Origin of the sequence: Pseudonocardia sp. ICBG1142 (assembly GCF_020496255.1) — a bacterium.
In the GTDB taxonomy this organism is placed as follows: Bacteria; Actinomycetota; Actinomycetes; order Mycobacteriales; family Pseudonocardiaceae; genus Pseudonocardia.
The window spans coordinates 94642-109302 of sequence record NZ_JAHLJC010000044.1 but is presented as its reverse complement, the minus strand read 5'-3'; the positions used below and the strand labels follow the sequence as shown (position 1 = coordinate 109302).

Annotated in this window: 11 protein-coding genes; 2 read left to right on the top strand and 9 right to left on the bottom strand. The window is 75.5% G+C overall.

What is annotated here, in order from left to right; all coding sequences use genetic code 11:
• Positions 1 to 57: 57 nt before the first annotated feature.
• Positions 58 to 2964 carry a BTAD domain-containing putative transcriptional regulator gene (locus KPL59_RS34610; protein ID WP_226363298.1) on the top strand — a complete coding sequence of 969 codons (2907 nt, stop codon included), beginning with the start codon at positions 58 to 60 and terminating at the stop codon, positions 2962 to 2964.
• A gap of 170 nt (positions 2965 to 3134) precedes the next feature.
• Positions 3135 to 3671: a DUF4333 domain-containing protein gene (locus KPL59_RS34605; protein WP_226363297.1), complete on the top strand. Its 537-nt coding sequence runs from the start codon at positions 3135 to 3137 to the stop codon at positions 3669 to 3671.
• Positions 3672 to 3709: 38 nt separating this feature from the next.
• Here KPL59_RS34605 and KPL59_RS34600 read toward each other — a convergent pair whose 3' ends face one another.
• From KPL59_RS34600 to KPL59_RS34560, 9 genes are all read right to left on the bottom strand, one after another.
• A complete protein-coding gene (locus KPL59_RS34600) occupies positions 3710 to 3997 on the bottom strand; it encodes a hypothetical protein (RefSeq protein ID WP_226363296.1) in 288 nt (95 codons plus the stop codon).
• Complete coding sequence (locus KPL59_RS34595) at positions 3945 to 4964, bottom strand: methyltransferase domain-containing protein (RefSeq protein ID WP_226363295.1); 1020 nt, start codon at positions 4962 to 4964, stop codon at positions 3945 to 3947. Before KPL59_RS34595 ends, KPL59_RS34600 begins: the two co-directional genes overlap by 53 nt.
• Positions 4965 to 4989: 25 nt before the next feature.
• Positions 4990 to 6102, bottom strand: a complete 1113-nt coding sequence (gene proB, locus KPL59_RS34590; RefSeq protein ID WP_226363294.1) for a glutamate 5-kinase — start codon at positions 6100 to 6102, stop codon at positions 4990 to 4992.
• Between the two features lie 7 nt (positions 6103 to 6109).
• On the bottom strand, positions 6110 to 7609 hold the full coding sequence (obgE, locus tag KPL59_RS34585) for a GTPase ObgE (protein ID WP_226363293.1): 1500 nt from the start codon (positions 7607 to 7609) through the stop codon (positions 6110 to 6112).
• Between the two features lie 118 nt (positions 7610 to 7727).
• Positions 7728 to 7985: a 50S ribosomal protein L27 gene (rpmA, locus tag KPL59_RS34580; protein ID WP_020624745.1), complete on the bottom strand. Its 258-nt coding sequence runs from the start codon at positions 7983 to 7985 to the stop codon at positions 7728 to 7730.
• Positions 7986 to 7997: 12 nt separating this feature from the next.
• Positions 7998 to 8303 carry a 50S ribosomal protein L21 gene (gene rplU, locus KPL59_RS34575; protein WP_020624746.1) on the bottom strand — a complete coding sequence of 102 codons (306 nt, stop codon included), beginning with the start codon at positions 8301 to 8303 and terminating at the stop codon, positions 7998 to 8000.
• Positions 8304 to 8483: 180 nt separating this feature from the next.
• Positions 8484 to 11960, bottom strand: a complete 3477-nt coding sequence (locus KPL59_RS34570) for a translation initiation factor IF-2 N-terminal domain-containing protein (RefSeq protein ID WP_374111712.1) — start codon at positions 11958 to 11960, stop codon at positions 8484 to 8486.
• Between the two features lie 172 nt (positions 11961 to 12132).
• Positions 12133 to 12942: a TIGR03936 family radical SAM-associated protein gene (locus tag KPL59_RS34565; RefSeq protein WP_226363314.1), complete on the bottom strand. Its 810-nt coding sequence runs from the start codon at positions 12940 to 12942 to the stop codon at positions 12133 to 12135.
• A 69-nt stretch (positions 12943 to 13011) separates the two neighbouring features.
• Positions 13012 to 14499, bottom strand: a complete 1488-nt coding sequence (locus KPL59_RS34560) for an amino acid permease (protein ID WP_374111711.1) — start codon at positions 14497 to 14499, stop codon at positions 13012 to 13014.
• Positions 14500 to 14661: the final 162 nt, after the last annotated feature.

Here is a 14661-nt window from a genome sequence, read left to right as displayed (position 1 = left end):
GCGCATCATCAGGGCAGATGATTCCGGGGGTCCGGATCACCTTCGTAGGGTCGGCACATGCCCGGTCCTGCCGTGCCCGTGGAGGCCGTCCCCCCGCAGGCGGCCCCACTGCAGCTCTCGGTCCTCGGCGGTGTGCGGGCGCGTCGTGACGGCGAGGACCTGGCTCTCGGTGGGCCGCGCCCGCGGGCCCTGCTCGCCGCACTCGTCGTCGCCGCCGGGCGTCCGGCCACCGAGGACCTGCTGATCGACGCCGTGTGGGACGGGGAGCCCGCCCCGGCCGCGAAGCAGGCGCTGCACACCTACGTCGCCCGGCTGCGGGCCGTCCTGGAGCCCGGACGTACGGCCCGCGGGGCCGCGACGGTGCTGGTCCGCGGCAGCGGCGGCTACTCCCTGGCCGTGCGACCCGAGCAGGTCGACGTGTGGGCGATGCGGGAGCTGGCCGCCCGCGGTGCCACCGCGCTGGCGCAGCGACGACCGCACGAGGCGGTGTCGGTGCTGGACCTCGCGCTCGCCACCGGCGACGGCACCCCCTTCGGCGACCTCGCCGACCGTGCCTTCCTCACGGCCGAGGTGGCCGCGCTGACCGAGCTGCGCGCCGGGATCCGCGAGGATCGGGCCGCCGCCGCACTCGCCACCGGCGAGGACCTGACGCTGCTCGACGAGCTGGCCGCGCTCACCACCGAGTTCCCGCTGCGCGAGCGCGCGTGGGAGCTGCGGGCCCGCGCGCTCTACCGGGCCGGGCGCCAGGCCGACGCGCTGGCCGTCCTGCGGACCGCGCGGGACCTGCTCGCCGAGGAGCTCGGCGTCGACCCGGGGCCCGGCCTCGCCGCGACCGAGCGGGCGGTGCTGGCCCAGGACCCCGGCCTGCTGCACCGGGCGCCCGCCGCCGACGCGCCGGCGCCCGCCGCCGGGGCCGCCCGCAGGCCGTTGCCGTCGCCGACGACGGCGCTGCTCGGACGCGACGACGACCTCGACCGGCTGCGCGCGGCCCTGGACGCCCACCGGCTGGTCACCGTCGTCGGGCCGGGCGGGGTCGGCAAGACCCGCCTCGCGCTGGCCCTCGCCGCCGACGCGGGCGGCCCGGTGTGGTGGGCCGAGCTCGCCGACCTCGCCCCGGGGATCCCCGGCGCGCTCCTCGCCCCGGTCGTCGCGGAGGCCGCCGGCGTGCTCACCGCGCAGGGCGCCGGCCAGCTCGCCGCGGCCCTGGCCGACACCTCCGGCCTGCTGGTGCTCGACAATTGCGAGCACGTCCTCGACGCGGTCGCCGAGCTGCTCACGACGCTGCTGCCCGCCTGCCCCGGGGTGCGGGTGGTCACGACCAGCCGCGAGCCCGTCGACCTGCCGGGGGAACAGCTGCGGGAACTCGCGCCGCTGTCCCCCGCCGCGGCCGAGCAGCTGTTCCTGGACCGCGCGTCGGCCGCGGCACCCGGCGCCACACCGACCGGCGACGACCGGGCGCTCGTCGCCGAGGTCTGCGCCCGGCTCGACCGGCTCCCGCTGGCCGTCGAGCTGGCCGCCGCACGCAGCCGCACCCTGTCGGTCGGGGAGATCGCGGACGCCCTCGACGACCGGTTCTCCCTGCTCGTGGGGGCCGGCCGGGGCACCCCCGCCCGGCACCGCAGCCTGGAGCGCACGATCGCGCTGTCGGTCGACGACCTCGGCCCGGCCGACCGTCGACTGTTCGCCACGCTGTCGGTGTTCACCGGCGGGTTCGACGCGGCCGCGGCCGCCGCCGTCGCCGGGGCGCCGGTCCGCGACGGGCTGGCCACCCTCGTCGCGAAGTCCCTGGTCGGCGTCGCCGCCGGTGCGCCGGGACCGCGCCGGTTCGCGCTGCTGGAGACCCTGCGGGCCTTCGGCGACACCCTGCTCGACGACGCCGGGCGGGCCGCTGCCCGCATCGCGCACCGGCGCTGGGTCCTCGACATCGTGACCGAGGCCGACGCCGCGTGGCTCGGCCACGACGCGGCCCGCTGGTTCGGGCGGGTCCGCGCCGAGCAGCCGAACGTCCGGGCCACCTTCGGCACCGCGCTGGCCGACGGCGGCACCGCCGCCGTCGACGACGCGCTGCGCCTGGCCGGGGCGCTGGGCTGGTACTGGTACCGCTTCGGCCGGATCGCCGAGGGCATCGGATGGGTCACCGCGGCGCTGGCGGCGGCCGGGCCGGACGCCGACCCGGAGGCCGTCGGGCTGGCGCACGTCGCCTCCGGACCCCTGCGCTACCTGGCCGGGGACCCGGCGGGCGCGGCCGCCGACGTCGCGGCCGGGCTGGAGCGGATGGACCCGGCCCGGCACCCGACCAAGGTCGCCCGCGGGCTCGCGTTCCGCGCCTACCTGGCGGCGGCGACCGACCCGGCGGCCGCGCAGGCCCTGCTGGGCGAGGCGCTCGCGGTGTCGCGCGCCGCCGGGGACGGCCCCGGTGAGTCCGAGACGCTGATGGCCGCCGGGCACCTCGCGCGGCTCGGCGGGGACACCGCGACGGCGCTGGACGTGCTGCGGTCGGCGGTGGCCGTCGCGCGGCGGGCCGGGCACGGGTTCGCCGACGGGTCCTCGCGCTGGCACCTGGTGAAGACCCTGCTCGACCGCGGTGACGCGGCCGCCGCCCTGGACGAGGCGGAGTCGCTGGTGCGGTTCCTCGGCGGCGAGCCCGACGTGACGTCCTGGCTGGTCGCGACGCACACCCTCGCAGGCGCGCTGGGGCAGTCCGGGGACGGCGTACGGGGTGCCCGGCTGCTCGGGGCGGTGTCCGCGATCGGCGGCGAGGTCGGCTACCGGCCCGAGGAGATGGACCCGCAGGACTCCGAGCGCGACGTCGCCCTGGTCCGGGTCGCGCTCGGCAGGTCCGCCGAGCGGTACGCGACCGCGTTCACCGAGGGCGTCGCGGGTGGGCGGGCGACGGTCGCCGCGGTCCTCGACGAGCTCGGCGACGGCGACGGCGCCGCCCGGGCCGTGGGCCGCAGCGCCTGAGCCGGCCCCGAGGACGAGGCCGCCCTCTCCCCCGGAGCCCGCCGCGGGGGCCGCCTGGCGCACCCCTGCAAGGCCGCTGCAAGTGAACTGCCAGTGGTCCACCGCAGAGTTCGGCGGTGTTCGCCCCACCGGCCACCCGGGCCGCCGGGGCCACCACCCGAGGAGACACCGTGAACGCCGCCCTGCGCACCCTCGCCCGGCTCGGCCTCGCCGACGCCGCGACGACCACCGTCCTGTTCGGCACCACGGCCTGCAGCCTCGCCTCCGTCCCGGCGGACAGCGTCGAGCAGCAGATCGTCAGCACGCTGGGCGCACAGGGCGTCGCCATCGACAACGGGAGGGCCGACTGCGCCGGCGACCTCGACGCGACCGTCGGAGCCACCCGGACCTGCGAGTTCCACTCCGGCGGCCAGCCGGTGGGTGCGGTCGTCACGGTCACCGCGGTCGACGGCGACGACGTGTCCTTCGACATCACCACCGAGCCCCGCCCGGTGCCGAGGGCGCTGCTGCAGGACACCGTCGGCTCGCTCGTCGCGCAGAACGCCGGCGTCCCGATCGACGCCACCACCTGCGACGGCGACCTCGCCCCCACCACCGGCCAGGCCGTGGGCTGCCGGGTCACCTCCGGCCAGGACTCGATCGACGTCCGCGCCACCGTGACCGAGATCCAGGGTGGCCTGGTCAACTTCGACGTCGAGCAGGTCTGAGCCGTGCGCTCACCCGGTCGGCCCACGCCGGGGCCCGCTCAGCCCCCGGCGTGGGCCGGACCCCAGCGCAGGGTCAGCCGGGTACCCGCACCGTCCACCAGCACCTCGCCCGGCCCGGCCCCGGGCGCTCCGGCGGCGCCGGTGGCGCTGTCGGCGCCGTCCCGGGGATCGGCGAGCGACGGGACGACCGCCTCGATGCGCAGGTCCGCCGCGTGCGGCCGGCCCGCGTCGACCCACCCCGCGATCAGCCCGGCCAGCCGCTCGGCGGCGAGGTCACCGTCCGGCCCGCAGGCCCGCACCGTCGCCTCCGGGGCCGCCAGCAGCACCGCGCACCCGTCGCCGGCGACCAGGCCCAGCGTCGCGCGGACGCCACCGAGGTCGAACAACGCCGGCGCGGCCCCGCCCTCGTCCGGGCCGAACAGCCGCACCACCCCCCGGGTCGGCGACCGCGGCCCACAGCCCGAGCCCGTCCCACAGGTCCGCCACCGTGCCCGCCGCGGCGACGGGCCGGTCGGTGCCCTCGCCGGTGGTCGCGCGGGCCAGTGCCCGCGGGTCCGGGTCGTCGGCGTCGTCGGAGCCGCAGGCGGGCTGCACCCGCCACCGTCCGTCGGGCAGCGAGACCTCGGCCCCCTGGTCCGCGCCCTCCCCGCGCAGCCGGACGAACGCGCAGCTGCGCACCGAGCTCGACCGCAGCCGTCCCGGGGCAGTGTGGACGAACGCCACCGACAGCTGGCTGCCGCGGACTGTGAGCGGCAGGAGCAGCCGTCCGCCGGGCGCGAGCTGGGCGACCCACTCCGGCCGGACGCCGGTGGAGCCGACCGTCAGCTCGATGCGGTCGTAGGGCGCCCCGGGCGAGTACCCGAGCGCCCCGTCCCCGGCGACGACGTCGACGCCGTCGAACCCGGCGGTGTCCAGGTTCGCCCGGGCCCCGGCGACCAGGTCGTCGTCGATGTCGAGGGTGGTCACGGCTCCGTCCGGGCCGACCAGCTCCGCCAGCAGCGCCGCGTTCCAGCCGGCCCCCGCACCGACCTCCAGCACCCGGTGCCCCGGCGCGGCCCCCAGCTGTTCCAGCATGATCGCGACCATCGACGGCTGGGAGACCGAGCTGACCGTCACGCCGTCGTCGACCTTGATCGGGACGGCGACGTCGGCGTAGGCCTCGCCGGGGTCGAGGGCGGGCAGGAACAGGTGGCGCGGCACCGTCTCCAGTGCCGCGCGGACCGCGGGGGTGCGCACCCGGCCGGCGCTGACCAGGGACGCGACCAGCGCGGAACGGGCGCGGTCGGCCGACATGCGGGCATTGTGCCCCTGCCGCCGCCTAGAGCAGAACGAGGTCGTCCGCGTGGACGAGTTCGCGCCGCTGTTCGGGGGGCAGCTCGCGGCTCCGGCGGCCGATCATGTGCGGCAGCTCGGTCGCGTCGTAGGACACCACGCCGCGGGCGATCGGGCGGCCGTACGGGGCGCGGAGCTCGACCACGTCCCCCGCGACGAAGTCGCCGGAGACCCCGTGGACACCCGCCGCGAGCAGCGAGCGACGCCGCTTCCGGACGGCCTCGACCGCGCCGTCGTCGAGGTCGAGGGCCCCCCGGACGTCGGCGGCGTGCCGCAGCCAGAACCGGCGGGCGCTCATCCGGGTACCGGCGGCGCGGAACACGGTGCCGGCCTTCGGCCCGTCGTCGGTGCAGGCCAGGGCGTCGGCGATCCGGTCGGCGGCGGTCAGGAGCACCGGGATCCCGGCGGCCGACGCCATCGCGGCCGCCTCGACCTTGGTGGCCATGCCGCCGGTGCCCAGCCCTGACCCGGGACGGGTCACGCTGACCCCGGCGAGCTCGGCCGGGTCGTCGACCTCGGGGATCAGCGACGTGCCGGGGTCGCGCGGGTGGCCGTCGTAGAGGCCGTCGACGTCGGAGAGCAGCACGAGCGCGTCGGCGCCGACGATGTGCGCGACGAGTGCGGCGAGCCGGTCGTTGTCGCCCACCCGGATCTCGGCGGTGGCGACGGTGTCGTTCTCGTTGACCACCGGCAGCGACCCGAGCTGCAGCAGCCGCTCCAGCGTGCGCTGGGCGTTGCGGTAGTTCGAGCGGCGGATCATGTCGTCGGCGGTGAGCAGGACCTGCCCGATGCCCTGCCCGTGCCGGGCGAACGACGCCGAGTAGGCGTGGGCGAGCAGCAGCTGCCCGACCGACGCGGCGGCCTGCTGGGTCGCGAGGTCCCGCGGCCGCCTGCGCAGCTGCAGCGGCGCGAGCCCGGCCGCGATCGCCCCCGAGGAGACGAGCACCACCTGCGTGCCGGCGGCGCGGCGCCCCATCAGGGCGTCGACCAGCGCGTCGAGCCGGGCCGGGTCGAGCCCGCCGGTCAGGCTCGTCAGCGACGACGACCCGACCTTCACCACGATCCGCTTCGCGGCACCCAGCGTGGCGCGCGTGCTCACGCCGGTCTCACTCCTCGATCTCGTGGTCCGACGAGTAGCGGGCGCCCGCGGCGAGCTCGGCGTCGGACAGGTGCGCCCGGCGCGCCACCCGGGCGCGCTTGCGCTCGGCGGCGCCGACCCGCTCGTTGCCCTCCAGCCGGATGTCGGTGCCGCGCCCGGTGAGCAGGGCGGCGACGCCGGCCGGGGTGGACGGCTCCCAGTCGAAGGTGACCTGGCCGATGGTGACCGGGCAGCCGGGGACGGCTCCGGCCTTGGCCAGCGCCTCCTCCACGCCGAGCCGGGCGAGCCGGTCGGCGAGGTAGCCGACGGCCTCGTCGTTCTCGAACGCGGTCTGGCGGATCCACCGCTCGGGGCGTTCCCCGCGCACGATGAACCCGCCGTCGAGCTCCGGGTCGGGTGTGATGGTGAAGCCGGTGTCGTCGACGGCGCGCGGGCGCAGCACGATCCGGCTCGGCTCGGCCTCCGGGCGCGCGGCGCGGGCCGCGGCGACCCGCTCGGCCATCGCGAAGCTCAGCTCCCGCAGCCCGGCGCGGGACGCGGTGGAGATCGCGTACACCGGCCAGCCGAAGCGCTCGGTCAGGTCGTCGCGGACCATGTCGACCAGGTCGGCGGCGTCCGGGACGTCGATCTTGTTGAGCGCGACCAGACGCGGCCGCTGGTCGATCCGCTCCCCCAGCGCGCTGGTGCCGAGCGCCTCGGCGTAGTGCGCCAGCTCGGTCTCCAGCGCCTCGATGTCGGACACCGGGTCGCGCTCGGTCTCGAAGGTCGCGCAGTCCACGACGTGCACCAGCACCGAGCAGCGCTCGATGTGACGCAGGAACTCCAGACCGAGGCCACGGCCCTCGGCGGCGCCGGGGATGAGGCCAGGGACGTCGGCGACGGTGAAGGTGTCGTCGCCGGCACTGACCACGCCGAGCTGCGGCACGAGGGTGGTGAACGGGTAGTCGGCGATCTTCGGACGGGCCGCGGACAGCGCCGCGACCAGCGAGGACTTGCCCGCGCTGGGGAACCCGACGAGGCCGACGTCGGCGAGGCTGCGCAGCTCCAGGGTCAGTTCGACCTCGTCGCCGGGCTCGCCGAGCAGCGCGAACCCGGGGGCCTTGCGGGCGGCGGAGGCCAGCGCGGCGTTGCCGAGCCCGCCCCGTCCGCCCTCGGCGGCGACGAACCGGGTGCCGACGCCGACCAGATCGGCGACGACCTCGCCATCGGCGTCGAGCACGACGGTGCCGTCGGGCACCCGCAGCTCCAGGTCCGGGGCGTTGGCGCCCTGCTTGAACGCCCCCTGCCCCTGGGTGCCGTTCTTCGCCTCCGCGCGGGGGCGGTGGTGGTAGTCGAGCAGCGTGTGCACGCCCGCGTCGACGACGAGCACGACCGAGCCGCCCCGGCCGCCGTTGCCGCCGTCGGGGCCGCCGAGCGGCTTGAACTTCTCGCGGTGTAGCGAGGCGCAGCCGTTGCCCCCGGCACCCGCGGTCGCGTGCAGCACGACGCGGTCCACGAACCGGGACATGACGGTGCTCCTGTCGGTGTCGTACCGCGGCGGGGCCGCGGTGGGTGGTGACACGACGAACGGCGGGCCCCCGTTACCGGGGTGACCCGCCGTCGGCGTCGCTGTGCTGGCGGGTCGCTCAGACCTCGGCCGGCACGATGTTCACGGTCTTGCGGCCGCGCTTGGAACCGAACTCGACGGTCCCGGCGGCGAGGGCGAACAGCGTGTCGTCCTTGCCGCGCCCGACGTTGACACCCGGGTGGGTGGCGGTGCCGCGCTGACGGATGAGGATCTCGCCGGCCTTGACCGACTGGCCGCCGAAACGCTTCACACCCAGGTACTGGGCGTTGGAGTCGCGACCGTTACGGGAGCTGGACGCACCCTTCTTGTGTGCCATGACCCGGGCTCCTTACTTGCCGATCGCGGTGACCTGGACCTTCGTCAGGGGCTGACGGTGCCCCTGACGCTTGTGGTACCCGGTCTTGTTCTTGAACTTGTGGATCCGGATCTTCGGACCCTTGGTGTGCTCGACGACGGTGGCCGTCACCGCGGAGGTGAGGCCGCTGGCGTCGGTGGTCACCTGGTCGCCGTCGACGAGCAGCACGGCGGGCAGAATGATCTCGGCGCCGGGCTCACCGTCGAGCTTCTCGACGGTGACCACGTCGTCGACGGCCACCTTGTACTGCTTGCCGCCGGTCTTGACGATCGCGTACATCGCTGACGCACGACTCCTGAACATCGGGGGCGCATCTGGTGCGCTCGGGCTGTGACAGCTCGCGCCGGTCCCGGCGCGCACACCACGGCCCCCGTGCCGAACACTGTCGTGTGCAGAGGCGTGGCTTCTGTCGGTCAAGGTTACGCGACCCCGTCGGAGCGCTCTCCGGCGGGGTCACTGTCACCCTCCGTCCTGGGGCGGACCCGCCGGGCGGGAGGCCGCCCGGCGCGAACGGCGGGTACGGGTGACCACCGCGGCGGGCTCCGGCTGCGCGGCGACGGCCGGGACGGCCGCCGTTCCCGCGTCGGCCGGTGTCGCCGTGGCGGCCTGCGGAGTGGACTCCTCCGGCGTGGAGGCGGTCGTGATGACCACCGGCTCACCACCGCGGACCGGGCCGGCGGACCGGCTGGCCCGGCGACGGCGCGGTGCGGGTGCCTCGGGCTCCGGGGCGGACCCCGTCGCCGTCGGCTCCGGGGCCACGTCCCGGGCCGGGGCCGCGGCCTGCGGGGCACCGGTGGGTTCGGCGACCACGGGGGCCGCCGAACCGGTCAGTTCCCCGCGCGGCTCGGCGACGACGGTCTCGTCGTCGGCCGGTGCGGGTGCGGGCGCGGCGTCGACGGTGGTGGTGTCGGCCGTGGCCGGCACGGAGACCCCGGTGGCTCCGGCGGCCGCGCCGTCGTCGCCCTTCGGGGTGCTTCCCGCGGCGACGGCCGCGACCGCCGCGGCGGCGTCGACGCGCCCGGTGTCGCCGGAGTCGTCCCGGGCACGGTCCCGGTCCCCGACGCGCCCGTCCGGACGGTCGGAGCCGTTGCGGTGGCCGGAGCCGTTGCGGTCGGCCTCCTGGCGCGCGGTGTCGTGGCGCGCGGTGTCCTGGCGACCCGGGTCCTGGCGGCCGGAGCCACCGTCACCCGGTTCGCCCTGGCCGGAGTCCCCGTTGCCGTTGCCGCCCCGACGCCGCTTGCGGCGTCCGCCGCCCTCGGAGTCGGCGTGGCCACCGTTCCCGGAGCCGCTGCCGTGCCCGTTGCCCGAGCCGTTCCCGTTCCCGTTGCCGTTCCCGGAGCCGTGCCCGTTCCCGGAACCGTTGCCGTGCTGGGCGCCGTTGCCGGAGCGGCCGTGCTGGTGGTCCGGCCCGGTGTCGGTCGAGACGATGACGCCCCGCCCGCGGCAGTGCTCGCAGGTGGTGGAGAAGTGCTCCAGCAGCCCGCCGCCGACCCGCTTGCGGGTCATCTGGACCAGGCCGAGCGAGGTCACCTCGGCGACCTGGTGACGGGTGCGGTCCCGGGCGAGGCACTCGGTGAGGCGGCGCAGGACCAGGTCCCGGTTCGCCTCGAGCACCATGTCGATGAAGTCGACGACGATGATCCCGCCGATGTCGCGCAGCCGCAGCTGGCGGACGACCTCCTCGGCCGCCTCCAGGTTGTTGCGGGTGACGGTCTCCTCGAGGTTGCCGCCGGAGCCGGTGAACTTGCCGGTGTTGACGTCGACGACGGTCATCGCCTCGGTCCGGTCGATCACCAGCGTGCCGCCCGAGGGCAGCCAGACCTTGCGGTCCAGCGCCTTGAGCAGCTGCTCGTCGATCCGGTACTCGGTGAAGACGTCGGACGGCCCGGTGTGGCGGTGCATCCGGTCGGCGAGCTCGGGCGCGACGTGCTCGACGTAGCCGGACACGGTGTCCCAGGCGTCGGCGCCGGACACGATCAGCTTCGAGAAGTCCTCGTTGAACTGGTCGCGCACGACCTTGACCAGCATGTCCGGCTCCTCGTAGAGGAGCGTCGGCGCCTTGGGCGCGCCGGGGCCGGTCTTGTTCGCCTTCTCCTTGACGACCTCCCACTGCGCCTGCAGCCGGCGGACGTCGCGTTCCAGTGCCTCGTGCGAGACGCCCTCGGAGGCGGTCCGGATGATCACACCGGCGTCGGCCGGGACGATCTCCTTCAGCATCTCCTTGAGGCGCTTGCGCTCGGTGTCGGGCAGCTTGCGGGAGATCCCCGCGGCGCCACCGGAGGGGACGTAGACCAGGAAGCGACCGGCGAGGGAGATCTGCGTGGTCAGCCGGGCACCCTTGTGACCGACCGGGTCCTTGGTGACCTGCACCAGGACCTGGTCGCCCGAGGAGAGCGCCTGCTCGATCTTGCGCGCCTTGCCGTTGAGTCCGGCGGCGTCCCAGTCGACCTCGCCGGCGTAGAGCACGGCGTTGCGGCCGCGCCCGATGTCGACGAACGCCGCCTCCATCGACGGCAGCACGTTCTGCACGCGGCCGAGGTAGACGTTGCCGACCATCGAGCTGCCGGAGTTGCCACCGGTGATGAAGTGCTCGACCAGGATGCCGTCCTCGAGCACGCCGATCTCGGTGCGGTCGGCGCGCTGACGGATCACCATCTGGCGGTCGACCGACTCGCGCCGGGCCAGGAACTCCGACTCGGACAGGATCGGCGGGCGGCGACGGCCCGCGTCGCGGCCGTCCCGGCGGCGCTGGCGCTTGGCCTCGAGCCGCGTGGAGCCGCGCACGCCCTGGACCTGGTCGTCGGAGGACGATCCGGAGTCCTGGCGGGACTCGCTGCGGGCCTCGCGGACCCGGGTGACGGTGTTGGGCGGGTCGTCCTCGGAACGGTCCTCGACCTCGGAGCCCCCGCGACGACGACGGCGCCGCCGCCGGCGCGAGCCGCCCGAGGACTGGTCCTCGGAGTCGTCCGAGTCGTCCGAGGAGTCGGAGTCCTCGGAGCCGGCCCCGGTGGACCCGGAGTCCGCCCCGGAGTCCTCGGAGCCGGGGTCCTCGGAGTCGTCGGAGTCGTCGCCGCCGTCCTCGCTGAAGTCCTCGCCGCCCTTACCGCGGCCACGGCCACGGCGGCCCCGGCGGCGACGACGGCGGTTGCCGTTCTCGTCGTCACCGTCGTCGTCGGAGTCGGGCCGGTCCTCGGCCCGGTCGTTGGCCCGGTCGTCGGCGGGGTCCCCGGCCGGGACGTCGACACGGGCCGGGTCGCCGGTGCTGTCGGTGCCGGCACTGTCGGTGCCGGTCGTGCCGTCGGTAGCGGCGGCGTCGGCCGGGGCGGCATCGCGGTCCTTGCGGCGACGGCCCTTCCGTCCCTTGCGAGGGGCGCCGTCGCCGGGGCCGTCCTCGGCCTGCTCGGCCGCGGTGTCGCGGCCCGCGGGCTCCGGGGTCGCGGCGGGAGCGGCACCCGGGGCGGCCGGGGCCTGGAACATCGGGACCGCGAAGACCGGGGCGAGCGCCGGTGCGGCCGCGCCACGAGCCCGGGCGGCGCCGGTCGTGAACGGGTCGGCGGGGGCCGCGGCGACCTCCGGGCCGGCGTCGGTGCCGCTGTCGGTGTCGCTGTCTCTGTCGGTGGCGCTGCCGGCACCGAGGTCGAGTGCGGCGAGCACCTCGGTGACCACCGGGTCGGGCGCGTCGGTGACGGCCGGCTCCGGGGCGCGGTCGGCCGACGCCGCGGCGGGCTCGGTGCCCGGACGCAGGGCGGCGACGACCTGTTCGGCCGTCGCCCGGGTGATGCTGGACTGGACGCTGCGGACCTCCTGGCCGAGCCCGGACAGGGCGGCGAGGACGTCTCGGCTCGCGGTCCCCAGCAGCTTGGCCAGGGCGTGGACCCGCATCTTCTCCGGCAGCTCGGAGAGCCCGCCGGTGTCACCGGCGGGCGTGTCGTTCACGGACATTCAGCTCCTTCGCCCCCGGGCGCCTCGCGTCGGAGGCGGCCACGCAGGGACCTTGCGCGTACGTTCCGCAGCACGCGCGGGTTGCGCGGTGCGGCACATCTGGTGTCGCTCCCCGATCTCCGGGGATGGTGCTCGACGCCGGACCGGAGGCGGTGCGCCGTCCGGGTCAGGAAGCGTCCGGCCGGGCCCGGGTCACCGGGACCGCACCGAGCGGATCCACCAGGTCGCCCGCGTCGTCGAGCAGGCCCTGCGCCAACCGGGTGGCCGTCACCGGTACCGGCGGCGCCAGGTCTGCGACGACGGTGAGCGCGCCCAGTACGTCATCGGGTCGAACGGTCGGTGTCGTCAGCCGTACGACCGCCGTCAGTATCGCACAGTCGGTGACCGGGGACGGCGAACCCGCCGACCGGGACGGGTCACGATCGCCCTCCGGGTCGTTCACCTGCGGTTCGACGAGCAGAGTGACGACGGCCGCACGCACGTCGATCTCCTTGCGGCCGGACGGGGTCAGCCGGGTCACCACGACCGACTCCTGCGCGGTGAACGCCTCGACCGCGGCCCGCACCTCCTCGACGGCGATGCCGCGGACCTCCAGCCGCCAGCGGGCGGCGTCGATCCGGTCGGCCAGCGCCGGCGGGACCGCGGTCGCGGCCGCGACGACGTCGAGCCCGTCGGGCAGCGCCTGGTCCATCGCCGCGCGGACCAGCTCCGGGTCGACCTCGCGGGTCAGGCCCATCTCGACGTACTCGGCCTCGCTGGCCGCACCGGTCGGGGCGGCCCCGACCCAGGACAGCCGCGGATGCGGGCTGAAGCCGTGCGAGTGCGCGACCGGGACGCCGGCCCGGCGGACGGCGCGCTCGAAGCTGCGGGCGACGTCGCGGTGCGACAGGAACCGCAGCCGGCCGCGCTTGGCGAAGCGCAGGCGGACCCGCTGCACCGTCGGGGGTGCCGGGTTCGCCGCCGCTCCTGCCTTCACGCGTGCCACGGCTCGGAGTCTAGAGACCGGGCCCGGTCTCTAGGAGTCTAGAGACCGGGCCCGGTCCGGTCAGCCGCGGTGCGGCGGGTGCGGCCGGTCGGCGCGGACCGGGAAGGCGCCGGTGTAGCCCATCCGCTCCTGTGCGGCCTCGCGGACCCGGGTCCGCACCCGGAACCAGCCGATCGTCAGCAGCACCGCCAGCACCGGGATGGAGGCGACGGTGAAGGTCCCGACCGGGTAGTCGAAGCCCATCAGCACCAGCACCCCGAGCAGGAAGACCAGGACCGCGTAGCCGGTCCACGGCGAGCCGGGCAGCCGGAACGAGGGCCGGGTGAGGATGCCGGACTCGGTCATCCGCACGAACCGGATCTGGCAGAGCACGATCGTGGCCCAGCTGGCGAGGATGCCCAGCGAGGCGATGTTCAGCACGATCTCGAAGGCCTGCTCGGGGACCACCGCGTTCAGCCCGACGCCGAGCAGGGTGATCACCGCGGTCAGGCCGATGCCGCCGTAGGGCACTCCCGACTTGTTCATCCGGCCGGTGAAGCCCGGCGCCGACCCGTTCATCGCCATCGAGCGCAGGATGCGACCGGTCGAGTACAGCCCCGCGTTCAGGCTGGACAGCGCGGCGGTCAGGACCACCAGGTTCATCACGGTGCCGGCACCGGGCACGCCGATCGAGTCGAAGAACGTGACGAACGGGCTGACGCCCTCGCGGTAGGCGGTGTAGGGCAGGAGCAGGCCGAGCAGCACCAGCGAGCCGACGTAGAAGAGCGCGATGCGCGCGATCACGGAGTTGATCGCTCGGGGCATCACCTTCTCCGGGTTCTCGGTCTCCCCCGCCGCGGTGCCGACCAGCTCGGTCGCGGCGTAGGCGAACACCACGCCCTGGGTGATGACCACCGCGGCGAGCAGGCCGTTGGGCAGCAGACCGCCGTTGTCGGTGATCACCGAGATGCCGGTCTCGGCGCCCTGGATCGGGAACCGTCCCGCGAGGAACACCGTGCCCACCACCAGGAAGGCCACCAGTGCGATCACCTTGACCAGCGCGAACCAGAACTCCAGCTCGCCGAACAGCTTCACCGAGACCAGGTTCGCCGCCAGCACCACGACCAGGGCGATCAGGGCGATCAGCCACTGCGGGGCGTCGGAGAAGGCGCCCCAGAACTTCATGTAGAGCGCGATCGCCGTCACGTCGACGATGGAGGTGAAGGCCCAGTTGAGGAAGTACAGCCAGCCGGCCACGTAGGCCGCCTTCTCGCCGTAGAACTCGGGGGCGTAGGAGACGAACGACCCCGACGACGGCCGGTGCAGCACGAGCTCACCGAGCGCCCGCAGGATCAGGAACACGAACACGCCGCAGACCGCGTAGACCAGCGCCAGCGCGGGGCCCGCCGAGGCGAGCCGGCCGCCCGCACCGAGGAACAGCCCGGTTCCGATCGCACCTCCGATGGCGATCATCTGGAGCTGCCGTTTCCCCAGGCCCTTGTGGTAGCCCTCCTCCTCGTGGGAGAAGTCCGGGCGGTTGCTGCCCGCCGGGTCGTGCGTCGTCGCCATGTGGTCCCCCCACGCCGGATCCGGACGCCGTCGCGCCCGGTTGCGGCCAGACCCTAGTTCGACGTTTCCCGTGAGATCACGTGCCCCTGTGACCGTCGCGTATCCGATCCGGACACCGCGGGACGGAGCCGACCGGACGGACGCGAACGCGGGGGTGGCCCC